This is a genomic window from Streptomyces sp. NPDC031379 (assembly GCF_055569615.1).
Genome location: NZ_JBVIIT010000037.1, coordinates 1 through 23518, shown reverse-complemented (window position 1 = coordinate 23518; position 23518 = coordinate 1). Strand labels below are relative to the sequence as shown.

21 protein-coding genes and 1 pseudogene are annotated in these 23518 nt (G+C 69.7%); 9 read left to right on the top strand and 13 right to left on the bottom strand.

Annotated features, from left to right (window positions below; all coding sequences use genetic code 11):
* Positions 1-34: 34 nt before the first annotated feature.
* The 4 genes from ACZ5CW_RS37690 to ACZ5CW_RS37675 all read left to right on the top strand — a co-directional run bounded on the left by ACZ5CW_RS37690 (position 35) and on the right by ACZ5CW_RS37675 (position 4516).
* Positions 35-2590 (top strand): ATP-binding protein, encoded by a 2556-nt coding sequence (locus ACZ5CW_RS37690; RefSeq protein WP_468609684.1) that lies wholly within the window; start codon positions 35-37, stop codon positions 2588-2590.
* Positions 2587-3276 carry a response regulator gene (locus tag ACZ5CW_RS37685; protein WP_468609682.1) on the top strand — a complete coding sequence of 230 codons (690 nt, stop codon included), beginning with the start codon at positions 2587-2589 and terminating at the stop codon, positions 3274-3276. Before ACZ5CW_RS37690 ends, ACZ5CW_RS37685 begins: the two co-directional genes overlap by 4 nt.
* A gap of 73 nt (positions 3277-3349) precedes the next feature.
* A complete protein-coding gene (locus ACZ5CW_RS37680) occupies positions 3350-3748 on the top strand; it encodes an OB-fold nucleic acid binding domain-containing protein (RefSeq protein WP_078894191.1) in 399 nt (132 codons plus the stop codon).
* 3 nt (positions 3749-3751) lie between these two features.
* Entirely contained in the window at positions 3752-4516 is a 765-nt protein-coding gene (locus ACZ5CW_RS37675; RefSeq protein WP_468609680.1) for a DUF3159 domain-containing protein, read from the top strand.
* A 70-nt stretch (positions 4517-4586) separates the two neighbouring features.
* On the opposite strand, the gene ACZ5CW_RS37670 is transcribed toward ACZ5CW_RS37675, so the two are convergent.
* The 3 genes from ACZ5CW_RS37670 to ACZ5CW_RS37660 all read right to left on the bottom strand — a co-directional run bounded on the left by ACZ5CW_RS37670 (position 4587) and on the right by ACZ5CW_RS37660 (position 6177).
* Positions 4587-5258 (bottom strand): potassium channel family protein, encoded by a 672-nt coding sequence (locus tag ACZ5CW_RS37670; RefSeq protein WP_184969885.1) that lies wholly within the window; start codon positions 5256-5258, stop codon positions 4587-4589.
* The gene (locus ACZ5CW_RS37665) at positions 5258-5929 is read right to left on the bottom strand and encodes a potassium channel family protein (RefSeq protein ID WP_189305041.1); all 672 of its coding nucleotides are present in this window, start codon (positions 5927-5929) and stop codon (positions 5258-5260) included. The genes ACZ5CW_RS37670 and ACZ5CW_RS37665 overlap by 1 nt, the downstream gene beginning before the upstream one ends.
* A gap of 113 nt (positions 5930-6042) precedes the next feature.
* The gene (locus ACZ5CW_RS37660; protein ID WP_468609677.1) at positions 6043-6177 is read right to left on the bottom strand and encodes a hypothetical protein; all 135 of its coding nucleotides are present in this window, start codon (positions 6175-6177) and stop codon (positions 6043-6045) included.
* A 161-nt stretch (positions 6178-6338) separates the two neighbouring features.
* Here ACZ5CW_RS37660 and ACZ5CW_RS37655 point away from each other — a divergent pair, with 161 nt between their 5' ends.
* A complete protein-coding gene (locus tag ACZ5CW_RS37655; RefSeq protein ID WP_468609675.1) occupies positions 6339-8390 on the top strand; it encodes an APC family permease in 2052 nt (683 codons plus the stop codon).
* A gap of 107 nt (positions 8391-8497) precedes the next feature.
* Positions 8498-9826, top strand: coding sequence for a class I SAM-dependent RNA methyltransferase (locus ACZ5CW_RS37650; RefSeq protein WP_468609673.1), 1329 nt, complete (start codon positions 8498-8500; stop codon positions 9824-9826).
* A gap of 67 nt (positions 9827-9893) precedes the next feature.
* On the opposite strand, the gene ACZ5CW_RS37645 is transcribed toward ACZ5CW_RS37650, so the two are convergent.
* From ACZ5CW_RS37645 to ACZ5CW_RS37620, 6 genes and pseudogenes are all read right to left on the bottom strand, one after another.
* Positions 9894-10865, bottom strand: coding sequence for a Rossmann-fold NAD(P)-binding domain-containing protein (locus ACZ5CW_RS37645; protein WP_468609671.1), 972 nt, complete (start codon positions 10863-10865; stop codon positions 9894-9896).
* 39 nt (positions 10866-10904) lie between these two features.
* Positions 10905-11445: pseudogene (locus tag ACZ5CW_RS37640) on the bottom strand (oxidoreductase); the annotation flags it as partial.
* 125 nt (positions 11446-11570) lie between these two features.
* Positions 11571-12434: an alpha/beta fold hydrolase gene (locus ACZ5CW_RS37635; RefSeq protein ID WP_468609669.1), complete on the bottom strand. Its 864-nt coding sequence runs from the start codon at positions 12432-12434 to the stop codon at positions 11571-11573.
* A gap of 92 nt (positions 12435-12526) precedes the next feature.
* Entirely contained in the window at positions 12527-13531 is a 1005-nt protein-coding gene (locus tag ACZ5CW_RS37630; RefSeq protein WP_468609667.1) for an NADP-dependent oxidoreductase, read from the bottom strand.
* 135 nt (positions 13532-13666) lie between these two features.
* Positions 13667-14722 (bottom strand): aldo/keto reductase, encoded by a 1056-nt coding sequence (locus ACZ5CW_RS37625; protein WP_468609665.1) that lies wholly within the window; start codon positions 14720-14722, stop codon positions 13667-13669.
* A gap of 57 nt (positions 14723-14779) precedes the next feature.
* The gene (locus tag ACZ5CW_RS37620) at positions 14780-15472 is read right to left on the bottom strand and encodes an SDR family oxidoreductase (RefSeq protein WP_468609663.1); all 693 of its coding nucleotides are present in this window, start codon (positions 15470-15472) and stop codon (positions 14780-14782) included.
* 115 nt (positions 15473-15587) lie between these two features.
* On the opposite strand from ACZ5CW_RS37620, the gene ACZ5CW_RS37615 reads away from it, so the two are divergent.
* Positions 15588-16148: a TetR/AcrR family transcriptional regulator gene (locus tag ACZ5CW_RS37615; RefSeq protein WP_468609661.1), complete on the top strand. Its 561-nt coding sequence runs from the start codon at positions 15588-15590 to the stop codon at positions 16146-16148.
* A 451-nt stretch (positions 16149-16599) separates the two neighbouring features.
* Here the strand turns inward: ACZ5CW_RS37615 and ACZ5CW_RS37610 are convergent, their stop codons facing one another.
* Together ACZ5CW_RS37610 and ACZ5CW_RS37605 are read right to left on the bottom strand one after the other, a co-directional pair.
* Positions 16600-17904 carry an RICIN domain-containing protein gene (locus tag ACZ5CW_RS37610; RefSeq protein WP_468609777.1) on the bottom strand — a complete coding sequence of 435 codons (1305 nt, stop codon included), beginning with the start codon at positions 17902-17904 and terminating at the stop codon, positions 16600-16602.
* A 100-nt stretch (positions 17905-18004) separates the two neighbouring features.
* Positions 18005-19435, bottom strand: coding sequence for an endo-1,4-beta-xylanase (locus ACZ5CW_RS37605; protein ID WP_468609659.1), 1431 nt, complete (start codon positions 19433-19435; stop codon positions 18005-18007).
* A gap of 970 nt (positions 19436-20405) precedes the next feature.
* Here ACZ5CW_RS37605 and ACZ5CW_RS37600 point away from each other — a divergent pair.
* Positions 20406-21842, top strand: coding sequence for a non-reducing end alpha-L-arabinofuranosidase family hydrolase (locus ACZ5CW_RS37600; protein ID WP_468609657.1), 1437 nt, complete (start codon positions 20406-20408; stop codon positions 21840-21842).
* Positions 21843-22359: 517 nt separating this feature from the next.
* Here the strand turns inward: ACZ5CW_RS37600 and ACZ5CW_RS37595 are convergent.
* On the bottom strand, positions 22360-22530 hold the full coding sequence (locus ACZ5CW_RS37595; RefSeq protein WP_468609655.1) for a hypothetical protein: 171 nt from the start codon (positions 22528-22530) through the stop codon (positions 22360-22362).
* Positions 22531-22564: 34 nt separating this feature from the next.
* The gene (locus tag ACZ5CW_RS37590) at positions 22565-22963 is read right to left on the bottom strand and encodes an SsgA family sporulation/cell division regulator (RefSeq protein WP_468609653.1); all 399 of its coding nucleotides are present in this window, start codon (positions 22961-22963) and stop codon (positions 22565-22567) included.
* 83 nt (positions 22964-23046) lie between these two features.
* Here ACZ5CW_RS37590 and ACZ5CW_RS37585 point away from each other — a divergent pair, with 83 nt between their 5' ends.
* Positions 23047-23403 (top strand): alpha/beta hydrolase-fold protein, encoded by a 357-nt coding sequence (locus ACZ5CW_RS37585; RefSeq protein WP_468609775.1) that lies wholly within the window; start codon positions 23047-23049, stop codon positions 23401-23403.
* The last annotated feature ends 115 nt before the right edge of the window (positions 23404-23518 follow it).

The following is a 23518-nucleotide window of genomic DNA, read 5'->3' as shown; positions in this document are numbered from 1 at the left end:
GCGTAGGCAGGAGTCACGGGAAGACAATGGGGCCATGGCACGCGGCAAGCTTCGGATCTACCTCGGTGCGGCACCGGGTGTCGGCAAGACCTACGCCATGCTGTCCGAGGCGCACCGCCGCATCGAGCGCGGCACCGACTGCGTCGTGGCCTTCGTCGAGCCCCACGGCCGCTCGCGCACCGAGGTGATGCTGCACGGCCTGGAGCAGATGCCGCGCAGACAGCTGGAGTACCGGGACACCTCCTTCGGCGAGATGGACGTCGACGCCGTGCTGCTCCGCGCCCCCGCCGTCGCCCTCGTGGACGAACTCGCCCACACCAACGTCCCCGGCTCCCGCAACGCCAAGCGCTGGCAGGACGTCGAGGAGCTGCTCGCCGCCGGCATCGACGTCGTCTCCACCGTCAACATCCAGCACCTGGAGTCACTCGGCGACGTCGTGGAGTCGATCACCGGGGTGCGGCAGCGCGAGACCGTGCCCGACGAGGTGGTCCGGCGGGCCGACCAGATCGAACTGGTCGACATGTCCCCGCAGGCCCTGCGCCGCCGCATGGCGCACGGCAACATCTACCAGCCGGACAAGGTCGACGCGGCCCTGTCCAACTACTTCCGCCCCGGCAACCTCACCGCCCTGCGCGAGCTGGCGCTGCTGTGGGTGGCCGACCGGGTCGACGAGTACCTGAACGAGTACCGCAGCGAACACCGGGTCTCCCGGATCTGGGGCTCCCGCGAACGGATCGTCGTCGGGCTCACCGGCGGACCCGAGGGGCGCACCCTCATCCGCCGTGCCGCCCGGCTCGCCGAGAAGGGCGCCGGCGGCGAGGTCCTCGCCGTGTACATAGCCCGCAGCGACGGCCTGACCTCGGCCTCCCCGAAGGAGCTGGCCGTCCAGCGCACCCTCGTGGAGGACCTCGGCGGCACCTTCCACCATGTGGTCGGCGACGACATACCGGCCGCCCTGCTGGACTTCGCGCGCGGTGTCAACGCCACCCAGATCGTGCTGGGCTCCTCGCGCCGCAAGGCCTGGCAGTACGTCTTCGGACCCGGTGTCGGCGCCACGGTCGCCCGGGACTCCGGCCCCGACCTCGACGTCCACATCGTCACCCACGAGGAGGTCGCCAAGGGCCGCGGACTGCCCGTGGCCCGCGGCGGACGGCTCGGGCGGGCCCGGATCATCTGGGGCTGGGTGGTGGGTCTGGCCGGGCCCGCGGTCCTCGCGGTGCTGCTGAACACCGTCGATCTCGGCCTCGCCAACGACATGCTGCTGTTCCTGGCCGTCACGGTCGCGGCGGCGCTGCTCGGCGGCCTGCTCCCGGCCCTGGCCTCGGCGGCCTTCGGCTCGCTGCTGCTGAACTACTTCTACACCCCGCCCCTGCACCGGCTGACCGTCGCCGACCCCAAGAACATCGTCGCCATCGCGATCTTCTTCGGCGTCGGCATGTCGGTCGCCTCGGTGGTGGACCTCGCGGCCCGGCGCACCCACCAGGCCGCCCGGCTGCGCGCCGAGTCGGAGATACTCTCCTTCCTCGCCGGGAACGTGCTGCGCGGCGAGACCAGCCTGGAGGAGCTGCTGGAACGGGTCCGCGAGACCTTCGCCATGGAGTCGGCCGCGCTGCTGGAGCGGGCGAGCGACGTCGACCCGTGGACCTGCGCCGGCCGCGCCGGATTCGGGCCCTCGCTCGAGCGCCCCGAGGACGCCGACGTCGACATGCCGGTCGGCGACCACATGGCCCTCGCGCTCACCGGCCGGGTGCTGCCCGCCGCGGACCGCCGGGTGCTGGCCGCCTTCGCCGCCCAGGCAGCCGTCGTCCTCGACCGCAGGCGCCTGCGGGAGGAGGCCGACCAGGCCCGCGCGCTCGCCGAGGGCAACCGCATCCGCACCGCCCTGCTGGCCGCCGTCAGCCACGACCTGCGCACCCCGCTCGCCGGGATCAAGGCCGCGGTCTCCTCCCTCCGCTCCGACGACGTGGCCTGGTCCGAGGAGGACCAGGCGGAGCTGCTCCAGGGCATCGAGGAGGGCGCCGACCGCCTCGACCACCTCGTGGGCAACCTCCTCGACATGTCCCGCCTGCAGACCGGCACCGTCACCCCGCTCATCCGCGAGATCGACGTGGACGAGGTCGTCCCGATGGCGCTCGGGGGCGTACCCGAGGGCAGCGCCGAGCTGGACGTGCCCGAGACCCTGCCGATGGTCGCCGTCGACCCCGGGCTGCTGGAGCGGTCGGTGGCCAACCTGGTGGAGAACGCCGTCAAGTACAGCCCGCGCGGGCGGCGCGTCCTGGTCTCCGCCAGCGCCATAGCCGACCGGGTCGAGGTGCGCGTGGTGGACCGCGGGCCGGGTGTGCCGGACGAGGCCAAGGACCGCATCTTCGAGCCCTTCCAGCGGTACGGTGACGCTCCGCGCGGTGCGGGGGTCGGGCTCGGCCTCGCGGTCGCCCGGGGCTTCGCCGAGGCGATGGGCGGCACCCTCACCGCCGAGGACACGCCGGGCGGCGGGCTCACCATGGTGCTCAGCCTCCGCGCGGCAGGATCGCGTCCCGGCTCACCCGACGTGGGCTCGGACATCGCAGAACCGGAAAGGCAGGCCCTATGACGACCCGGGTGCTCGTGGTCGACGACGAGCCGCAGATCGTGCGCGCCCTCGTGATCAACCTCAAGGCGCGCAAGTACGAGGTCGACGCGGCCCCCGACGGCAGGACCGCCCTCGAACTCGCCGCCTCCCGCCACCCCGACGTGGTCGTCCTCGACCTGGGCCTGCCGGACATGGACGGCGTCGAGGTGATCAGGGGGCTGCGCGGCTGGACCCGCGTCCCCATCCTGGTCCTCTCGGCCCGCCACTCCTCCGACGAGAAGGTGGAGGCGCTGGACGCGGGCGCCGACGACTACGTCACCAAGCCCTTCGGCATGGACGAGCTGCTGGCCCGGCTGCGGGCGGCCGTGCGCCGGGCCGAGCCGGTCGGCCCCGGCGAGGACGACCTGACGACCCTCGAGACGGAGGGCTTCGCCGTCGACCTCGCCGCCAAGAAGGTCAACCGCGACGGCAAGGACGTCCGGCTCACCCCGACCGAATGGCATCTGCTGGAGGTGCTGGTCCGCAACACCGGCCGCCTGGTCAGCCAGAAACAACTGCTGCAGGAGGTGTGGGGGCCGTCGTACGGGACCGAGACCAACTACCTGCGCGTCTACATGGCCCAACTGCGCAGGAAGCTGGAGACGGATCCCGCGCACCCCAAGCACTTCATCACCGAGCCCGGGATGGGGTACCGCTTCGAGAAGTGAGCGGTGACGAAGTACCGCTTCGGGAAGTGAGCTGCCTTACGGTCCCGTCGGCGCTCCCCGGTACGCTCTAGTTATGACTGCTGTTCCTCGATCCGAAAAGCCGGCCGGCCGGTTCCGGCGCATGCTCGACCGGCTCTCCTCGTCGCAGGAGGACCTGGAGTCCGAGGAGCTGCGTGAGGACGCCGAGACGGCGGGCTGTACCAAGATCGGCGACTGTCGGGACCGGCAGATCGTCACCGTAACTGGTACCTTGCGCACGGTCACGCTGCGCCCGCGGGCCGGAGTCCCGGCCCTGGAGGCCGAGCTGTTCGACGGCTCCGCCGCGCTGGACGTGGTGTGGCTCGGCAGGCGCTCCATCGTGGGCATAGAACCGGGGCGCAAGCTGATCGCATCGGGCCGGATCTCGATGAGCCGGGGCCGCCGGGTGCTGTTCAACCCGAAATACGAACTGCGACCCCTTGGACGGGAGTAGCCGGTGACGTCCCTCGACAAGCCGACCGAAGGCACCGACCAGAGCCCGTCGGACCATGCCCGCGCGGTGACCGAGGCCGCGCTGTTCGAGGCGTTCGGCGGTGTCCGCGGCATGGTCGAGACGGTCGTGCCCGGCCTGCTCTTCGTCGCGATCTTCACGATCGACAAGAACCTGCATCTGGCGGCGATCGCCGCGCTGGCCGTGTCCCTGGTCCTGGTCGTGGTGCGGCTGGCCAGGAAGGACACCGTCAAGCACGCCTTCAGCGGGGTGTTCGGCGTGGCCTTCGGCGTCGTGTTCGCGATGTTCACCGGCAACGCCAAGGACTTCTACCTCCCCGGCATGCTCTACACGCTGGGCCTGGCGCTGGCGTACATCGTCACCACCCTCGCCGGTGTGCCTCTGATCGGCCTCATCCTCGGCCCGGTCTTCAAGGAGAACCTCTCCTGGCGCACCCGCAACCCCGGCCGCAAGAAGGCGTACGCGAAGGCCAGTTGGGCCTGGGGCCTGATCCTGCTCGCCAAGTGCGCGATCCTCTTCCCGCTGTACTGGTGGTCCGACACCACCAAGCTCGGCTGGGTCCTGGTCGCCCTGAAGATCCCGCCGTTCCTGCTGGCGGTGTGGCTCACCTGGGTCTTCCTCGCCAAGGCCCCCGCCCCCATCGACGTGTTCGCGGAGATGGAGGCGGAGGAGAGGGCGGCCGAGGAGAGGAAGGCCGCGCTCGCCGCCGAGGACGGCGAGACGGCCGGAGGACGGCACCGCCGCGACTAGCCGGCCGTACGACGACGAAGGGCGCCCTTGGCAGCAAGGGCGCCCTTCACGTTCGTACCGCCGAAAGGCCTCAGGCCTCTTCCCGCCGCACCGACAGCAGTTCCTCCAGCTGCTCCTCCCGGGCCTGCGCGGCCACGAAGAGCAGCTCGTCGCCCGCCTCCAGGGAGTCCTCCTTGGAGGGGGTCAGCACACGGGTGCCGCGGATGATCGTGACCAGGGAGGTGTCCTGCGGCCACTCCACGTCGCCGACCTGGGTGCCGGCCAGTGCCGACTCCTCGGGCAGGGTCAGCTCGACGAGGTTGGCGTCGCCGTGGCTGAAGCGCAGCAGCCGGACCAGGTCGCCGACGCTCACCGCCTCCTCGACCAGGGCGGACATCAGACGCGGGGTGGAGACGGCCACGTCCACGCCCCAGGACTCGTTGAACAGCCACTCGTTCTTGGGGTTGTTCACGCGGGCGACGACACGCGGGACGCCGTACTCCGTCTTGGCGAGCAGCGAGACGACCAGGTTGACCTTGTCGTCGCCGGTCGCGGCGATGACGACGTTGCAGCGCTGCAGCGCCGCCTCGTCCAGGGACGTGATCTCGCAGGCGTCGGCCAGCAGCCACTCCGCCTGGGGCACCCGCTCCACCGAGATGGCGGTCGGGGCCTTGTCGATGAGCAGGACCTCGTGGCCGTTCTCCAGCAGCTCGCCCGCGATCGAGCGGCCGACGGCGCCGGCACCGGCAATGGCGACCCTCATCAGTGACCGCCCTCCTCTTCCGGGCCCCCGGCGAACGCCGCCTCGACCTTCTCCACGTCGTCCGTCCGCATCATCACGTGCACGAGGTCACCCTCCTGCAGCACCGTCTGGGAGGTGGGCAGGATCGCCTCGCCCAGGCGGGTCAGGAACGCCACCCGGACGCCCGTCTCCTCCTGCAGCTTGCTGATCTTGTGCCCGACCCACTTCGCGGAGGCGTGCACCTCGGCGAGCTGGACGCCGCCGGTGGGGTCGCGCCACAGCGGCTCGGCACCCGAGGGGAGCAGGCGGCGCAGCATCTGGTCGGCGGTCCAGCGGACCGTGGCCACGGTGGGGATGCCCAGGCGCTGGTAGACCTCGGCGCGGCGGGGGTCGTAGATGCGGGCGGCCACGTTCTCCACACCGAACATCTCGCGGGCCACGCGCGCGGAGATGATGTTGGAGTTGTCACCGCTGGAGACGGCGGCGAAGGCGCCGGCCTCCTCGATGCCCGCCTCGCGCAGGGTGTCCTGGTCGAAGCCGACCCCGGTGACCCGGCGGCCCCCGAATCCCGGGCCCAGCCGGCGGAAGGCGGTGGGGTCCTGGTCGATCACGGCGACCGTGTGTCCCTGTTGCTCCAGGGTCTGGGCAAGAGCGGAACCCACTCTTCCGCAGCCCATGATGACGATGTGCACGACCGTCCTTCCGGTGTCCAAAAGTTACTGCTCAGCATCAGGGTCTCAGACCGACGCCCAAAGCTACACACGGGCGGTTCGGGGCGGGCACCCCCGTGCCGGGGTTCGCGCGATCAGCGGCGCCGCTCCCCGTCGCCGACCACGGAACGCGCCCACCGGCGAGTGATGCTGCGCACGCTGAACAGGGTCAGGATTCCGAGGCCGACAAGGGCGACCGTGCCCCCGATCAGCTCAGCGGTCGCGGGCATGGAACCTCCGAGGTGCGAAGACAGGCGGGGTTTGCCATCTAGGCACGGAAGCCGGGCGAGCCACGGAATCCGCAGTTCCTGTGAGGCTTGAGTTCACTCGTGGGGCAGATACGGGACGGCGACTGGGCGGCTGCCAGTTCGAAGGCTTACGATCCTCTCTCGTGTCCAAACTGACCGACGTGCCCAAACGGATCCTGATCGGGCGCGCACTGCGCAGTGACCGGCTGGGTGAGACTCTCCTGCCGAAGCGCATCGCACTGCCCGTCTTCGCCTCCGACCCGCTGTCCTCCGTCGCCTACGCGCCGGGAGAGGTCCTGCTGGTCCTGTCCATCGCGGGCGTGTCGGCGTACCACTTCAGCCCCTGGATCGCCGTCGCGGTCGTGGTGCTGATGTTCACCGTGGTCGCCTCCTACCGGCAGAACGTGCACGCGTACCCGAGCGGCGGCGGCGACTACGAGGTCGCCACGACCAACCTGGGGCCCAAGGCCGGCCTGACCGTCGCCAGCGCCCTGCTCGTCGACTACGTCCTGACCGTCGCCGTCTCCATCGCCTCCGGCATCGAGAACCTCGGCTCCGCGGTCCCCTTCGTGGTCGAGCACAAGGTGCTCTGCGCGACCGCCGTGATCGTGCTGCTGACGTTGATGAACCTGCGGGGCGTGAAGGAGTCGGGCAAGCTCTTCGCGATCCCGACCTACGTCTTCGTCGGCGGCGTCTTCGTCATGATCGCCTGGGGCGCGTTCCGGGGCCTGGTCCTGGGCGACACCATGAACGCGCCGACGGCCGACTACCACATCAAGGCCGAGCACCAGGGCCTCGCGGGCTTCGCGCTCGTCTTCCTGCTGCTGCGCGCCTTCTCCTCCGGCTGCGCCGCGCTGACCGGCGTGGAGGCCATCTCCAACGGCGTGCCGGCCTTCCGCAAGCCCAAGTCGAAGAACGCGGCGACCACGCTCGCCATGATGGGCCTGCTGGCCGTCACCATGTTCTGCGGCATCATCGCCCTCGCCATGGCGACGAACGTCCGCATGGCCGAGCACCCGGCCACCGACCTGATCCGGGGCGGCACCCCGGTCGGCTCCGGCTACGTCCAGAACCCGGTGATCTCCCAGGTCGCCGAGGCGGTCTTCGGCAAGGGCAGCTTCCTGTTCGTCCTGCTCGCCGCCGCCACCGCCCTGGTGCTGTTCCTCGCCGCGAACACCGCCTACAACGGCTTCCCGCTGCTCGGCTCGATCCTCGCCCAGGACCGCTACCTGCCGCGCCAGCTGCACACCCGCGGCGACCGCCTCGCCTTCTCCAACGGCATCGTGCTGCTCGCCGGCGCGGCGGCCCTGCTCGTGGTCATCTACGGCGCCGACTCCACCCGGCTGATCCAGCTGTACATCGTGGGCGTGTTCGTGTCCTTCACGCTCAGCCAGACCGGCATGGTCCGGCACTGGAACCGCCACCTCGCCGTCGAGAAGGACCCGGCCAAGCGCCGCCACATGGTCCGCTCCCGCGCCATCAACGCCTTCGGTGCCTTCTTCACCGGCCTGGTGCTGGTCGTCGTCCTGGTCACCAAGTTCACGCACGGCGCCTGGGTGGCCCTGCTGGGCATGTGCATCTTCTACGCGACCATGACCGCGATCCGGAAGCACTACGACCGCGTGGCCGAGGAGATCTCCGCCCCCGAGGGCCCCGCCGACGACATGGTCCGCCCCTCCCGGGTCCACTCCGTCGTCCTGATCTCCAAGATCCACCGTCCGACGCTGCGCGCCCTGGCCTACGCCAAGCTGATGCGCTCGGACACCCTGGAGGCGCTCACGGTCAACGTCGACCCGGCCGAGACCAAGGCCCTGCGCGAGGAGTGGGAGCGGCGTGGCATCGACGTACCGCTGAAGGTCCTCGACTCGCCGTACCGCGAGGTCACCCGCCCCGTGATCGAGTACGTCAAGGGCCTGCGCAAGGAGTCCCCGCGCGACGCGGTCTCCGTGATCATCCCCGAGTACGTCGTCGGCCACTGGTACGAGCACCTGCTGCACAACCAGAGCGCCCTGCGCCTCAAGGGCCGCCTGCTGTTCACCCCGGGCGTCATGGTGACCTCCGTGCCCTACCAGCTGCAGTCCTCCGAGGCGGCCAAGCAGCGCGCCCGCAAGCGGCAGGAATGGAACGCGCCCGGCGCCGTCCGACGCGGACCGGCGGTGGAGCGGCCGAAGGAGTCCTCGGCGGCCAAGGACTGAGGCAGGGCGGGGAGGCCGTAGACTGGTGGGCTGTTGTCCGGCCCACCGGTGTGCGGCCGTACCCGTCCTTCCCTGTCTCACCTTCCTCGATCTGGAGTCACCCCACCATGCAGGCAGAACCGACGAAGTCTCTGGTGGGCGAGGAGTACGAGGTCGAGATCGGCCCCGTCGCCCACGGCGGCCACTGCATCGCCCGTACCTCCGAGGGCCAGGTGCTGTTCGTCCGGCACGCGCTGCCCGGCGAGCGGGTCCTGGCCCGGGTGACCGAGGGCGAGGAGGGCGCCCGCTTCCTGCGCGCGGACGCGGTGGAGATCCTCCAGGCCTCCAAGGACCGCATCGAGGCCCCCTGCCCCTTCGCCGGCCCCGGCCGCTGCGGCGGCTGCGACTGGCAGCACGCCAAGCCGGGCGCCCAGCGCCGCCTCAAGGGCGAGGTGATCGCCGAGCAGCTCCAGCGGCTCGCGGGCCTCACGCCCGAGGAGGTCGGCTGGGACGGCACGGTGGTGCCGGCCGAGGGCGACAAGCTGCCGGCCGGCCAGGTCCCGCAGTGGCGCACGCGCGTGCAGTACGCGGTGGACGCCGACGGCAACGCCGGACTGCGCCGCCACCGCTCCCACGAGGTCGAACCGATCGACCACTGCATGATCGCCGCGCCCGGTGTCAGCGAACTGGGCATCGAGGACCGGGACTGGTCCGGCATGGCGTCCGTCGAGGCGATCGCCGCGACGGGTTCCCAGGACCGCATGGTGATCCTGGAGCCGCGGCCCGGCGCGCGGCTGCCGCTCGTCGAACTCGACCGGCCCGTCTCCGTGATGCGCGTCGACGAGAAGGACGGCGGCATCCACCGCGTCCACGGCCGCGCCTTCGTCCGTGAGCGCGCCGACGACCACACCTACCGCGTCGGCAGCGGCGGTTTCTGGCAGGTCCACCCGAAGGCCGCCGACACCCTGGTCAAGGCCGTCATGCAGGGCCTGCTGCCCCGCAAGGGCGAGATGGCCCTGGACCTCTACTGCGGCGTGGGCCTGTTCGCCGGCGCCCTCGCCGACCGCCTCGGCGAGAAGGGCGCGGTCCTCGGCATCGAGTCCGGCAAGCGGGCGGTGGAGGACGCGCGGCACAACCTGGCCGACTTCCCGCGGGTCCGCATCGAGCAGGGCAAGGTCGAGTCGGTCCTGCCGCGCACCGGCATCACGGAGGTCGACCTCATCGTCCTCGATCCCCCGCGGGCCGGCGCCGGCCGCCGCACGGTCGAGCACCTCTCCTCCCTCGGCGCCCGCCGCATCGCGTACGTCGCCTGCGATCCCGCTGCGCTGGCTCGGGATCTGGGGTACTTCCGGGAGGGTGGGTACCGGGTGCGGACGTTGCGGGCGTTCGATCTGTTTCCGATGACGTCGCACGTGGAGTGCGTGGCTATTCTCGAGCCCGCAGCAAAAGGCCTCTGAGCTGCAGTTTTCTCGGGCTCTCAGGCGTGACCGGATGTGCTCGACCTGTTTCCCGAAGTGCACGACGTCACACTCGCCTATGCTCCCTGTCCGCCGCTGACCTGGTGTTCTGCGAGTCAGACGAAGGCAGTTGACGCGGATCCGTGGGTCCAGCCTCGCGCTGTGGCACCTCGTCTTGACGCTCGACCGACGCCCGTTCTGACGGCTTGTCAGCCGATCGCGTCGACGTAGTCCGCCGTCCGCCGATATCCGAATGGCCGCGGTGTTCACGAGCGGCGGCACGGGTGAGCGGCACCGGGAGAGGCGGAGACAGCGGGGTCCGAGCAGCAGGGTGTACAGCGCTCCTCCCGGCGACGGCCGCCGTTGTGCGGAGTCCTCGCCGGGTGCTCGGTTTCGTAAGGCCGGTTCGGCGGCCGGTCGGTCGGTGGGACGAGGGCGTACTCGGGGAATGCCGGGCAGACGGGTCACATCGAAGGCCGGGCGCCGCAAGCGCGTTGATGTCGGCCGTTTCCAGGACGCGGCGTGGTGCGCCGTGGCGGGTGGTCTGGATCATGGTCTTCGCCTTCGTGCCGGGTAGCGGCGTGATGAACGCGGGGCGGAACATGAACGACCGCGGGCTCAGATCCAGCAGGGCGTTCTCCGTCTCGCCCTTCACCCGCGCCCACATCATGCGGGTCCGGCCCGTACCGTCCGTGCCCGCCCCCGAGACGTAGCAGAAGGCCAGGTGAGGACTTGAGGCGAGCAGGGCGCGGGCGGCTGCCAGCGGGAAGTCGTAGGAGACCACCCGGTAGGCGGGCTCCTTCATGCCGGCCGCGGCGGTGCCCAGGCAGTAGAAGCAGGCGTCGTAGCCGGTCAGTTGCTCGTGGACGACGGTGAAGTCGGTGAAGTCCTCGTGGTGCAGCTCGCGGAGTCCGGGGTGGACGCGGCCGGTGGGCGTGCGGCCGACGACGAGGACGTCGGTGACCTCCTTGTCGCGCAGGCACGCTTCCCGCACTCCCTGGCCCACCATGCCGGTGGCGTCGAAGACGAGGATGCGCACGGTGTTCCTGTTCTGTCGGTCCGGCCGGTCCCGTCCGGCTCAGACGGGGTACGTGACGTCGGTGAGCTGCTCGGACACCGCCCACAGGCGCTGCTGGAGGGCGGTGTCGCGGGACTTCCTGCTCGAGGCCACGACCCGGGGGTGTCCGCGGGTTCCGCCCATGCCGCCGGGGCCGTAGTACTGGCCCCCCGGTGACGGTGGGGTCGGTGGCGGCCCGCAGGGTGGGCAGGGCGCCCATGGCGGCCGGCTGGGCGATCAGGGGGAGGAGCAGGTCCGCCGTCCTGCGCAGAGGGCGGGGCAGGTTCTGCTGGAGTTCGGTGGCGGCGGCACCGGTGTGCGCGGCGACGGCGATGGTGGTTCCGTGCGGGGCGAGGCGGCGCTGGAGTTGGTAGGTGAACATCAGGTTCGCGAGCTTGGCCTGGCCGTAGGCGGCGACGAGGTTGTAGGAGCGGTCGAAGTGCAGGTCGTCGAAGTGGATGTCGGCCTGGATGCGGTGGCCGAAGCTGCTGACGGTGACCACCCGGGAGCCGGGCACGGGCAGCAGCGCGTCCCGCAGCAGGCCGGTGAACGCGAAGTGCCCCGTGGTCAGCAGGCGCAGCCGCAGTCGGCGGGGCTCCCAGGGTGGCGGCGAAGTGTGAGGACGGATTTCCTGGTGCCGGTCTCGCTGAGCCCGGGGCAGGGGCCCTGGACCTGTCCGGCGGCTGGCTACCGTTCCAGGAATTCAAGCGCGCGCGGGACGAATCTGTCGTGGTGCTGGAAGATCCCGCCGTGTCCGGCGTCGGGGTAGAGGGGTTCGAGTTCGCCTTGGGGCAGCCGGGCCGCCAGGTCGACGGTGTTGACGCTCGGGACCATGCGATCGCTCGCACCGTTGGCCACCAGGACCGGTTGGTGGATGCGCGACAGATCGGCCGGTGCCTGGCGGCCCCAGTGGTGGATGGCCTTCAGCTGGGCGCGGAATGATGAGAGCGAGATGGCTTTGTCGCGGTCGTTCGTGCGTTCCTTCAGCCGGTCCAGGAAGGCGTGGGCCGCCCGGCGGCCACCGGCGGTGTCGGTGAAGAAGAGGTACTGCTTGGGGTCTTTGCGGGTCAGGACGGCCTTGACGGTGTCCTTGATGGTGAGACTGGTGACCTTGTCGATGCCGGGGCCTCCGGCGGGTCCCGTGCCCGCGAGGATGAGCTTGCGTACAAGATCGGGTTCTTCTGCCGCGATGATCTGGGCGATGAAGCCGCCCATCGACAGGCCGAGCAGGTCGACCCTGTCGTACCCGAGGGCCCGGATGAACAGCACGGTGTCGCGGGCCATCGCCTCGATCGTGTCGGGTGTGGAGCCGCCGGACGCGCCGACGCCGCGGTTGTCGAAGGTGATCACGGGGCGCCGGGCGGCGATTCCGTCGACGACGCGGGGATCCCAGTTGTCCAGGACTGCGGACAGGTGGGTGAGGAGGATCAGGGGTACGCCGTCGTCCGGGCCGAGCCGCCGGTAGGCGAAGGTCACGCCACGCACGGACACGGAGCGGTTCGGTGTGTTCTCGTACGACATCGGGGCGGGTGCACTGGACGGTCTGCTCATGGCCGGGTCCTGAGGTGGTGTGGCGGGGGAGTGGGGTGTGGAGGGTCTTGTTGCTGTCGCAGGTGACGTGCGCCTGGGACTCGTTTTCACCCTTACGTCATCGCGACGACGACTTTGCCGGCCTTTGCCCGTCCCTTCTCGAGGTATTCCATGGCCTGGAGGGTTTCTTCGAACGGGAAGACGCGGTCGACGACGGGGCGGATCTTCCCGGTGTCGATGAGGGGGGTGAGTTCGCGCAGTTGGTCGCCGCTGGCCTTCATGAACAAGAACGAGTACGTCACACCGTGGCGCCTGGCGTTGCGCCGGGTTCTGAAGCTGAGGGCGGTCATGGCCAGGCGGAGTATCGGGTTCGCACCCAGTTCGCGGGCGAAGGCCGGGTCGGGCGGGCCCGCGACGCTGATGACTGTGCCGCCGGGTTTGAGAACGCGCAGGGACTTGGCGAGGTTCTGGCCGCCGAGGCTGTCGAGGACGACGTCGTAGCCGTCGAGGACCTCTTCGAAGTCCTGGGTGCGGTAGTCGATGACGACGTCCGCGCCGAGGTCCTTGGCCAGGTGGACCTTGGCGGTGCTCACGGTGGTGGCCACGTGCGCGCCCAGCGCCTTGGCCAGCTGGACGGCGATGGAGCCGAGGCCGCCGGCGCCCGCGTGGATGAGGACCTTCTGGCCCGGCTGCACGCGGGCCCGCTCGACCAGTGCCTGCCATGCGGTGAGGGCGACCAGGGGGAGGGAGGCGGCCTCGGGCATGGTGAGGGTGGCCGGTTTGGGTGCCAGGTCGTCCTGGTGGACGGCGATGAGTTCGGCGAAGGTGCCGATGCGGTCCTTGTCGGGCCGGGCGTAGACCTCGTCGCCCACCGCGAAGTTGGTGACGGACGGGCCGACCCGGACGACCGTCCCGGCGAGGTCGTTACCCAGAATGAGCGGGAGGCGGTATGGCATGAACGCCTTGAAGTCCCCGTTGCGGATCCTGAGGTCCAGCGGGTTCACGCCCGCCGCGTGGATCTTGACCAGGACGTCGTCGGCACCTGTCTGGGGGTCGGCTGCCTCCGCGGCGCGCATCCCGGCCTGGTCGCCGTACTTCTCGACCACGAAAGCCTTCATCGTCGTCTCCGTTCCGTTTCCCGTCCGTGAAAGGTCGGGGTCTCCGCTCGCCCCGGGCTTCTCCCGGTACGAGATTGCTGTGTTGCTCTCCTGGCCGCGGCGCGGGCGCACCTCGTCCTCAGCCGCGTTCACCCATCAGGCCACCGGCACGACCGGGGCGGTGACGCGGTCGGCGGCGCCTCCCTGGAGGCGGTCCAGGGTGGCGGCGATCCCTTCGTGGGGCACGCCGAGCGGCACCGCGCTGACCTCGGCCAGGCGGCTGTACTGCTCGTCGGTCAGCCGGACGTCGAGGGCGCCGAGGTAGCTGTCGAGCTGGGAGAGACTGCGCGGGCCGATGATCGGGACGAGCGTGGCGACGGAGCGGGCGGCGCGCTCGCGCACCCAGGCCACCGCCACCTGGGCGGGCGTCACGCCGGTCTCCTCGGCGATCGCCAGGACGGTGTCGACGACGGCGGTCTTCTGGCCGGTGCTCTCGGTGTGGATGACCATGCCCAGGTCGCTCAGGCGCCCCTCGGCGGAGCTGCGGTACTTGCCGGTGAGCAGTCCGCCGCCGAGCGGGGACCACAGGGCTGCGCCGAGCCCGAGGCTCTCGGCCATGGGCAGGAGCTCACGGTCGGCGGTGCGCTCTACGAGGCTGTACTCGTGCTGGATGCCCACGATCGGGGCCCAGTTCTTCAGGTCCGCTAGGGTTACCGCGCGCGAGACGCGCCAGGCGGGGAAGTTGGACAGCGCGGCGTGGTGGATCTTGCCGGCGCTCACCAGGTCGTCGAGCCCGCGCAGGAGTTCCTCCATCGGAGTGAGCTCGTCGGGGAAGTGCACCCACAACAGGTCGATGTAGTCGGTCCCCAGGCGCTTCAGGCTGGCCTCGACCGAGGCGACCATGTTCTTGCGGCTGTTGCCGGTCTTGGAGATGTCCGGCTGCGGGGCGGCGCCGAGGGTGAACTTCGTGGCCAGGACGAAGTGGTCGCGGTCGGCGGAGATCAGCTTTCCGGTCAGTTCCTCCGACTCGCCGAACTGGTAGCCGTCCGCGCTGTCGAGAAAGGTGCCGCCGGCCTCGGCGAACCGGTCGAAGATCCGCCGGGCCTCGTCGGGCTCGGCGCCTGCGCCCCAGCCGGTGCCGAAATTCGCGGTGCCGAGCGCGTACTCGGAGACGCGCAGTCCGGTCCGGTGACCGAAGGTCGTGTAACGCATGAGATGTCCTTGCGAGAGGGGTGTGGAGGTGGTCGCGCCGGGATAAAGGGGGGAGCGTCAGTCCGCGTTCGGCTGGGGGGCCGCGGACAGGCTCTGCTTGACATACCGGCTGGTCTCGTCGGCGAGGATCTCGGGCAGGCCGGTCTCGATGCCGTACAGGGCCTGGGCCGCGACGTCGGCGGCGGCGACCTTCTGATCGGCGGGCACGCCGGCGGCCATGTCGGTGTCCATGTAGCCGACGTGCAGCGCCGAGACGGTGATCCCGCGCGGTGCCAGCTCCTCACGGGTCGCGTCGCTCAGCGCCCAAGCGGCGGCCTTGGACGCGGCGTAGGAGCCGAGTCCTGCCGGGTGGAACCAGGACAGGGCGGACAGGACGTTGAGCACGGCGCCGCCGCCGTTGCCCTCGATGACGGGGGCGAAGGCGCGGGTCGTGGCGAGCGGGCCGAAGAAGTTGGTCTCCATCTCCCGGCGCACCTCGGCCACGTCGCCTCCGATGAGCGTCGCGCCGGTGGAGATGCCCGCGTTGTTGATCAGCAGTGTCGCGTCGGACGCCACGCGGGCGGCCTCTCGTATCGACGCCTCGTCCGTGACGTCCAGCCGCAGCGGGATGACGCCCGGCACGTCGACCGTCTCGGGGCGTCGGGCCGCGCCGTACACCTTCGCGCCGCACTCGACGAGCTGGGCGGCCAGGTGCCGCCCGAAGCCCCGGTTGGCGCCGGTGACGACTGCGACCGCGTTCCTCAGTTCCATGTCCACTCCTGGCCGTGGCGGGCGCCGGCGGCCACCCGCAACTGTTTAGATTATGAAGCCAATCTAAACATGGGTCTATGATAGATGCCAGTCGACATCTAAATGGGAGGTGACCGTGGGCCGTGTATCGCAGGCGCAGGCGGAGGAAAACCGCAGGCGGGTGGTGGACACCGCATCCCGGCTGTTCCGGGAGCAGGGCACGCAGGTCAGCGTCGCCGACCTGATGAAGGCGGCCGGACTGACCCACGGCGCCTTCTACAAGCAGTTCGCCTCCAAGGAGGCACTCGTCGACGAGGCCACCGCCCACGCCTTCGCCGAGCTCGCCCAGCGCTACAGCGCCGGGCTCGAGCGGCACGACGGGCAGCGCGCCGCCGCCCAGCAGGCGCTGATCGACGCATACCTCTCCGTCGAGCACCGCGACGACCCGGCGGGCGGCTGCCCGGTCGCCGCGCTCGCCACCGACATCGCGCGCGAGGGCGGGAGGCGCGAGGCCCGTCGCGTCTACGCCGAGGGAGTGGCCGACTTCGCCGGCTTCCTGGCCAGTGACGACCAGGACGGCATCGTCCGCCTCTGCACCCTGTTCGGTGCGCTGGTCCTGTCCCGGGCCACCAAGGGCTCCCCGCTCTCCGGGGAGATCCTCGCCGCCGCGCACGCGGCCTTGACCGAAGCGGGCTGATCACGGGCGCGGTGGCCGCGTCGTGGCAGCCGTCCGGTCCCCGGGGAGGTGACGAGCCGGTCGTCATGACGCTCGTTTGACGCTCTGCGCACGTGGAGAGGGAGGCAGAGGGCCGACATCGCGCTCTGACCTGGTATTTCACAGCATGCAAAGGGCCTCTGACCTGCATGTCCTCCTGGATCGCCAAGGCGCGCCGGGAAGCCTCGACCTGTTTTTCCAAGTGCAAGACGTGAAGCGCGTGATCTGCGACGAACGCCGTTTGACCTGGCGTTCTAGTTGGCGTACCGGGACGGCGGTGCGGTCGTCCCTTCTCTCGGTACGTAGGGAGGCCGACCGCCTCGACGCCCAGTTGACGCTAGTTCTGATGGCTCGTCATGTGTGCTCGTTGCCTCCTCGGCGGCTCGCCTGTGGAGCCAGGATCATCCTGGCTCCACTCCACGGTGCGGGTGTGTCACTGGAACTGTGCGAAGAACCTCCAGATCTCTGCTTTGGTCCAGGTGGCGACGCCGCTTTCGCCGGAGGAGCCGTCGACCGGACCGGGTATGTGGCCTCCGTCGAACGCGGCCCATTGGACCGGGTATCCGGCACGGCAGCCGGAGTAGGTGGTGGTGATGTGCGTTCGGCTGCCCGGCGCGGGCTCGCGCGGGGTCTGGGGGGTGCAGCCGTTGTTGCTGACGAATCTGTCGCGCAGGGACCGTCCTTGCGCGATGTCGAGGACGGAGTCGCTGACGCCGTGGATTCCGAAGTAGGCGATGGGCTGGGTGCCGCCGCTGCACCCGCTGATCTGGGCGCCGGACATGACCGCGACGGCCCTGAAGACGTTCGCCCGGCTGCATGCGAGTGCGTAGCTCATACCGCCGCCCCAGCTGAATCCCGTGGCGAAACGCTGTGCCGGGTTGACACAGAGGCCGCCCTCGATTCGCCGGATCATGTCGTCGACGAAGGTGATGTCCTCACCGCCCGAGTTGGCCCAGCCGTTGCCGAGGCCCTGGGGGGCGACGAGGATCGCGCTGTTGTTCGACTGCTCCTGTTGGCCGTAGTAGGACCAGGCGTTGCCGCTCGTGCCGCCCGAGGCGACGTCGCCGGCGGTTCCGCCCCGCCAGTGGAACGCGAAGATCAGCCGGTAGGGGTGGCTGTTGTCGTAGTTGTCGGGAACCCTGAGGATGAAGCTGCGGCTCTTGCCGCCGCTCTGAATCGTGTGTGTACCGCTCGCCAGAGTCGGTGCGCTGCCGCATCCGCCGCCGCCACCACCGGACGACAGCTTGATCATCTGCCATTGCTGGTTCGCGCCGCCCCAGTCGGTGTACTGGACGACGTTGCCGCCGTCGGCGGTGGAGGCGCCCTGCACCTCCACCGCCTTGCCGCTGTTGCGGTTGATCAGCCGGACGTGGCCCGCGTCGGAGTCGGCCAGGCGGAACTGCTGGTTGGCCCCGTTGCGGTCGGCCCACTGCTGGATCGCGGCACCGTCTGCGGTCGAGGCGCCGGCCACGTCGAGAACCTTGCCCGAATGCCGGGCCTTGAGGCGGTAGAAGCCGTCGCCGGAGTCCACGAACTGCCACTGCTGGTTGGCTCCGTCGTTGCGCGTCCACTGGCTGACCCGCGCGCCGTCGGCGGTGGACGAGCCGGAGACGTCCAGCGCCTTGCCGCTGTTGCGGTTGACCAGGACGTACCAGGCACTGGTGTCCACCGTCGCCGCCTCGGCGGGCGCCGGATTCACCACGGCGAGCATGCCGATCGCGAGGGCGGCGGCCACCACGGCGGCGACCCGGGACCACCAGCGATGTCTTCCTGGAGGGGCGAGGGATGCCGCATCGTGGGCCGTCATCGATTCACCCTTTCGTCTGTGACAGGCCTCATCAGGCGCGGGTCCAGCGTTGGTTGCTGCCGTTCGAGCAGGTGTAGAGCTGGATCAGGGTCCCGTTGGCGGTGCCGGCCGCGACGGCGTCGAGGCAGAGGCCGGACTGGACGCCGACGATGGATCCGTCGGAGTTGAGGCGCCATTTCTGGTTGTCGCCGCCCCAGCAGCTGTAGATCTGGACTTTGGTGCCGTTGCCGGTGCCGGCGGCGTCCAGGCACTTGTTGCCGTAGACCCTGAGCTCGCCGGCGGCGGTGTACGTCCACTGCTGGTTGGTGCCGTTGTTGCAGTCCCACAGCTGGAGCTGGGTGCCGTCGGCGGTACTGGCGCTGGGCACGTCCAGGCAACGGCCCGAACCGACGCCCTTGATCTGTCCGGAATCCGCAGGGGGCGTCGTGGAGCCGCCGTTGAGTGCGTTGAGGACGGCGGTGTAGGCGGGCTTCTTGCTGCCGTCGCCGTTGAACAGGAGCGGCGTGTCCCCCGATCGCCAGGAGTCGGTGTCGCGCACTCCCCAGACGGTGATGCCGAGGCAGCGCGAGACGGCCAGGCAGTCGTTGGTCACGCTGGCGTAGGTCGAGGACGAGGCGCCCTGGATGTCGAGTTCGGTGATGGCCACGTCGACGCCGAGGGCGGCGAAGCTCTGCAGGGTGGTGCGGAAGTTGCTGTTGTAGGGGCTGCCGCTGTTGAAGTGCGACTGGAAGCCGACACAGTCGATCGGCACGCCGCGCTGCTTGAAGTCCCGGACCATGGAGTACACGGCCTGGGTCTTGGCCCAGGTCCAGTTCTCGATGTTGTAGTCGTTGTAGCAGAGCTTGGCCGCCGGGTCGGCGGCACGCGCGGTCCGGAAGGCGACCTCGATCCAGTTGTTGCCGGTGCGCTGCAGGTTGGAGTCGCGCCGGGCTCCCGAACTGCCGTCCTCGAAGGCCTCGTTCACGACGTCCCACTGGGCGATCTTGCCCTTGTAGTGGCCCATCACGCCGTTGATGTGGTCGATCATCGCCTGGCGCAGCGAGCTGCCGCTGAGGCTCTGCATCCAGCCGGGCTGCTGGGAGTGCCAGGCCAGGGTGTGACCGCGCACCTGCTTGCCGTTCTGCAACGCCCAGTTGTAGACGCGGTCACCGGCGGTGAAGTTGAACTGGCCCCGCTGCGGTTCGGTGGCGTCTATCTTCATCTCGTTCTCGGCCGTGACCATGTTGAACTCACGGCTCGCGATCGTCGTGTACGCCGAGTCGCCCAGCCTGCCCGAGGCGATGGCGGTGCCGAAGTAGCGGCTGCTCTGCGCCGCCGCGGCGCCGAGCGTGCTCTCGGCGGCGTGTGCGGTCGGCGGCGCGACCAGCGCGGTGACCGCACCGAGGACGCCGACGACCAGCGCCAGCAGCAGGCCGCGGATCTTCCGGCGGATAACGGGTCTGGGAAGGGCATACGAGCCCATGACTGTGCCTCCGAGGTAGAAATCATGGATGGACTGAAGTGCAGGGGATTGCGTCGTCCGCTCCCATTCGGCAGACGGACGGGGCGGGCCGGAGCCCGGGCAGCACGGAATCACCGGACACCGCGGTCACGGGACCGGGACCATCCCAACCGGCACGGGCCGCACCCGGCGCGCCGTCGGGTGACGTACGGCGGGCGGCGGCGGTGTCTCGACACAGGCATGGGGTACTCCATCGCGGCTCGGCCGGGGGACCGTCACGCGCCGTCGCGTACCTCTCCAACTGCGCGAACAGCCGGGATGCGCTGGTGCGAACCTCACCGGAACGAAACGGGGTGGCGCAGGTGCTGTGGTGCGCGGATCTGTCGTGCAGCTCGTGGATCTGCCGTGCAGCACGGATTGCCCAGGCCGGTAGGCCTCGGGATCTCGAACTAGGGCCGGTTTCTCAGACAGGGATGATTGAGGTGGTGACCATGGATCGTCAATACTTCCTGCAGGAGAAATTTCCGATCGTCATACGAAACTTTCGGAATGGTGAGCTGGCACGGTCGACCGTGTGTCAGCACCGTCCGAGCATCGCTCCGTTCCGGGGTCAAGTGGCGTACGAGTCAGTCATTTGACGGTGTGACGTGTGCTGTTCGGCGCGTAGGGGTTCGAAGGGTTTCGGTGTTGGTAGCGATACATGCGAGAGGTATTGACGCCGTTCACCGGCTCTCTATCATTCGGGTTGCTCGATACTTCGACTTATGTTCGATATGACGAACGTGTCGAGCTGCCCCATCACACAGCAGGGCCGTTCCGGGTGGCACCGCCTGAAGTCAGAGCCGCAAGGGTCAGATACCGCATGCGTATGTCATGACCGCGCCAACGCTCGTCGCCGTCTGCCGTGGTGCTCCGGCACCACGGCAGACAGTCCGGCCGGCCTCTGACGAGGCCAACCGGAACCGCCTACTCAAGGTTGAGGAAGTAATCCATGCACAGAGGAAGTTTCAGCCGCAGACATCCGTCTGTGGTGCTCGCCGCCGTGGTTGCGGCCCTGGCCGCGCTGGCGGCGATGCTCGTCGCTGCCCCGGCTCAGGCGGCTTCCAGCGGCGCCTTGCGCGGTGTTGGTTCCGGCCGGTGTCTCGATGTGCCGGGCGCCAGCCAGACCGACGGCACGTATCTGCAGATTTATGACTGCTGGGGCGGGACCAACCAGCAGTGGACGTTGACGGACACCAACCAGCTCACCGTGTACGGCAACAAGTGCCTGGATGTTCCGGGCCATGCCACGGCGGCCGGTACCCGGGTGCAGATCTGGACCTGTTCCGGCGGGGCGAACCAGCAGTGGCGGGTGAACTCCGACGGCACGGTCGTCGGGGTGGAGTCCGGACTGTGCCTGGAGGCTACGGGCGCCGGTACGGCCAACGGCACAGCGGTGCAGATCTGGACGTGCAACGGCGGCAGCAACCAGAAGTGGTCCGGCCTGTCCGGGACCCCGACCCCGCCGGACGGCACGTGTTCCCTTCCGTCGACGTACCGGTGGACGTCGACGGGTGCGCTGGCGCAGCCGGCGAACGGGTGGACCGCGGTGAAGGACTTCACCACTGTGACGCACAACGGCAAGCACTTGGTCTACGCATCGAACGTCTCGGGGTCGTCGTACGGCTCGATGATGTTCAGTCCCTTCACGAACTGGTCGGACATGGCGTCGGCCGGCCAGACCGGGATGAGTCAGGCCGCGGTGGCGCCCACGCTGTTCTACTTCGCGCCCAAGAACATCTGGGTGCTGGCGTACCAGTGGGGTGCCTGGCCCTTCATCTACCGCACGTCGAGCGACCCCACCAACCCCAACGGCTGGTCCGCTCCGCAGCCGCTGTTCACCGGCAGCATCCCCAAAACTGATTCCTCCACCGGCCCGATCGACCAGACCCTGATCGCCGACGGGCAGAACATGTACCTGTTCTTCGCCGGTGACAACGGCAAGATCTACCGGGCGAGCATGCCGATCGGGAACTTCCCGGGCAACTTCGGCTCGTCGTACACGACGGTCATGAGCGACTCGACGAAGAACCTGTTCGAGGCGCCGCAGGTGTACAAGGTTCAGGGCCAGAACCAGTACCTCATGATCGTCGAGGCGCGGGGTGCGAATGAGGAGCGCTACTTCCGCTCGTTCACGGCCTCCAGCCTGAACGGCCCGTGGACCCCACAGGCCGCCACCGAGAGCAACCCCTTCGCGGGCAAGGCCAACAGCGGTGCCACCTGGACCAACGACATCAGCCACGGTGACCTGGTCCGCAACAACCCCGACCAGACCATGACCATCGACCCCTGCAACCTGCAGTTCCTCTACCAGGGCAAGTCCCCCACCGCGGGCGGCCCGTACGACCAACTGCCCTGGCGGCCGGCTGTCCTCACCCTGCAGCGCTGAACCGGCCTGTGTACCTCGCCGACGGCCGGCCTCACCCAGATCGGGCCGGCCGTCGCCTTTGCCACCATGAAGCAGCGCCGGGGAAGCCGATGAACCGCTAACGAGCGCCGAGCCGGACACGGTGCTCTGCTGGAGGCTCTATGCGTTGACTCCAGCCGCCGGTCCGGGCTGGTGTTGAGCATGTCACCCGCCGCCGTGCTCCGTCTCCACCCATGAGCTGTCGAGGAACGGGCTGGGCCTGCCGTGCCAGAAGACGCCACGCTGTCGCGTGCCCGGGTCGCGGCCACGAAGAGCAGGTCCGAGCAGCTGGTCCGCCAGCGCCTGGCGCCCGTATCGACGTCGCCGTGTCCGCGGGCCTCATGGGCGCTGCGGTGACAACGGCATGTATCCGCTCGGCCTCGGCGCCTTCATGGATGGCCGTGCCGCCCTCGACCGGGCGGGGCCGGGCGCTCTGAAGCGGTCATCGTGCCCGATCCCTGGTCGCACCTGTGAGTGTGGCCGAACCGCCATTGCACCATCAGGGCGCTTCGTAGCTGTCACGTTCGTCCCGTCCCTCGTCGAACACGAACAGGGGCTTGGTGCCGTGTGCGGGTGCTTCGGCGAGCGTGACGGCTTCTGCGAAAGCTTCGAGTGGGAACGGCCGGCCCTGCGGAATGGTCAGCACCCCATCGACGACGAGACCGCGCACCTGGGCTTTGCTTCTGAGCATGGATGGTCGGCGGTCAGCCTCGGGGGAGGAGGTGTGCCAGTTCGGCATCCCGGTCGATGAGTCCGGACCCGGTACCCCGTGGCACCAAAGCCTGGGTGTCCTGAAGGAAGGACGAGATGTCCTGCACGGGGACCTCGAGCAAGGCGGTGCCTCCGGAAGAACCGAGGGCGATGTAGATCGACTCGTCAGCCCGCCCTGCGGCCGACCAGATCCGGACGTCCGCGTAACCTGCGGAACCCTCCAGACCGTCAGCCAGAAGATCCCGCCCCAGGACCCATGCGACCGGCTCGTCGCTGTGGACGAAAAAGGCGGCACGGACGACGTAGGGATCAGCAGGCTCGTACCGCAGCCGCATGCACTCGGCGGGGCCCACCGGCATCCCCACCGACTGGTGGAACTCCGGCCGCCGCACACCCGACTACGAGACCTTCCAGATCGACGAGGTGATGGGGCTGCTGCGCGACGAGTTCCACGCCGGGACAGCGGCCGAGCACCCTGTGGGGAAGCGCGGTCGTCCAGTGGGCGAACTGGGCGGCGCACGACCCGTACCGGCTCGCGGCGCGGCTCAAGGGCACCCGCCTGTACGTCGCGCAGGGCAGCGGCATTCCCAACGACGACTTCGGCAACCTCGACGGCGCCCTCCTGGAAGGCACGTTGTGGTGGCAGGCCCGGCGGTTCGTCGAGCGCCTCGCCGACCTCGACGTGCCGGTAACGGCGCACCTGTACCGGGGCGGGTCGCACGCGTGGTCCGCGTGGCGGGGGGAGTTCGAGAGGTCCTGGCCGACGCTCGCCGCCGGCCTCGGACTGAGCCGGGACCAGGAGCCCGCGGCGTCGAGACGTCCGGCTCGGTGACCTCGACGGCGTCATCGCCATCGACCGCGGGGGGGGGGGGGGCGGGGTGGGGGGGGGGGGGGGGGGGACGGAGATTCCTCAAAGGGAGGGGGGGGGGGGGGAGGAGCGGGCTGGG

Excerpts from the sequence above, each read along its gene's own strand:
- ACZ5CW_RS37670 (WP_184969885.1), bottom strand. The coding sequence starts at position 5,258 with ATGAGGGTCGCCATTGCCGGTGCCGGCGCCGTCGGCCGCTCGATCGCG.
- ACZ5CW_RS37625 (WP_468609665.1), bottom strand. The coding sequence starts at position 14,722 with ATGCGTTACACGACCTTCGGTCACCGGACCGGACTGCGCGTCTCCGAG.
- ACZ5CW_RS37660 (WP_468609677.1), bottom strand. The coding sequence starts at position 6,177 with ATGCCCGCGACCGCTGAGCTGATCGGGGGCACGGTCGCCCTTGTCGGC.
- ACZ5CW_RS37690 (WP_468609684.1), top strand. The coding sequence starts at position 35 with ATGGCACGCGGCAAGCTTCGGATCTACCTCGGTGCGGCACCGGGTGTC.
- ACZ5CW_RS37635 (WP_468609669.1), bottom strand. The coding sequence starts at position 12,434 with ATGAGCAGACCGTCCAGTGCACCCGCCCCGATGTCGTACGAGAACACA.
- ACZ5CW_RS37605 (WP_468609659.1), bottom strand. The coding sequence starts at position 19,435 with ATGGGCTCGTATGCCCTTCCCAGACCCGTTATCCGCCGGAAGATCCGC.
- ACZ5CW_RS37630 (WP_468609667.1), bottom strand. The coding sequence starts at position 13,531 with ATGAAGGCTTTCGTGGTCGAGAAGTACGGCGACCAGGCCGGGATGCGC.
- ACZ5CW_RS37685 (WP_468609682.1), top strand. The coding sequence starts at position 2,587 with ATGACGACCCGGGTGCTCGTGGTCGACGACGAGCCGCAGATCGTGCGC.
- ACZ5CW_RS37600 (WP_468609657.1), top strand. The coding sequence starts at position 20,406 with ATGCACAGAGGAAGTTTCAGCCGCAGACATCCGTCTGTGGTGCTCGCC.
- ACZ5CW_RS37680 (WP_078894191.1), top strand. The coding sequence starts at position 3,350 with ATGACTGCTGTTCCTCGATCCGAAAAGCCGGCCGGCCGGTTCCGGCGC.
- ACZ5CW_RS37650 (WP_468609673.1), top strand. The coding sequence starts at position 8,498 with ATGCAGGCAGAACCGACGAAGTCTCTGGTGGGCGAGGAGTACGAGGTC.
- ACZ5CW_RS37620 (WP_468609663.1), bottom strand. The coding sequence starts at position 15,472 with ATGGAACTGAGGAACGCGGTCGCAGTCGTCACCGGCGCCAACCGGGGC.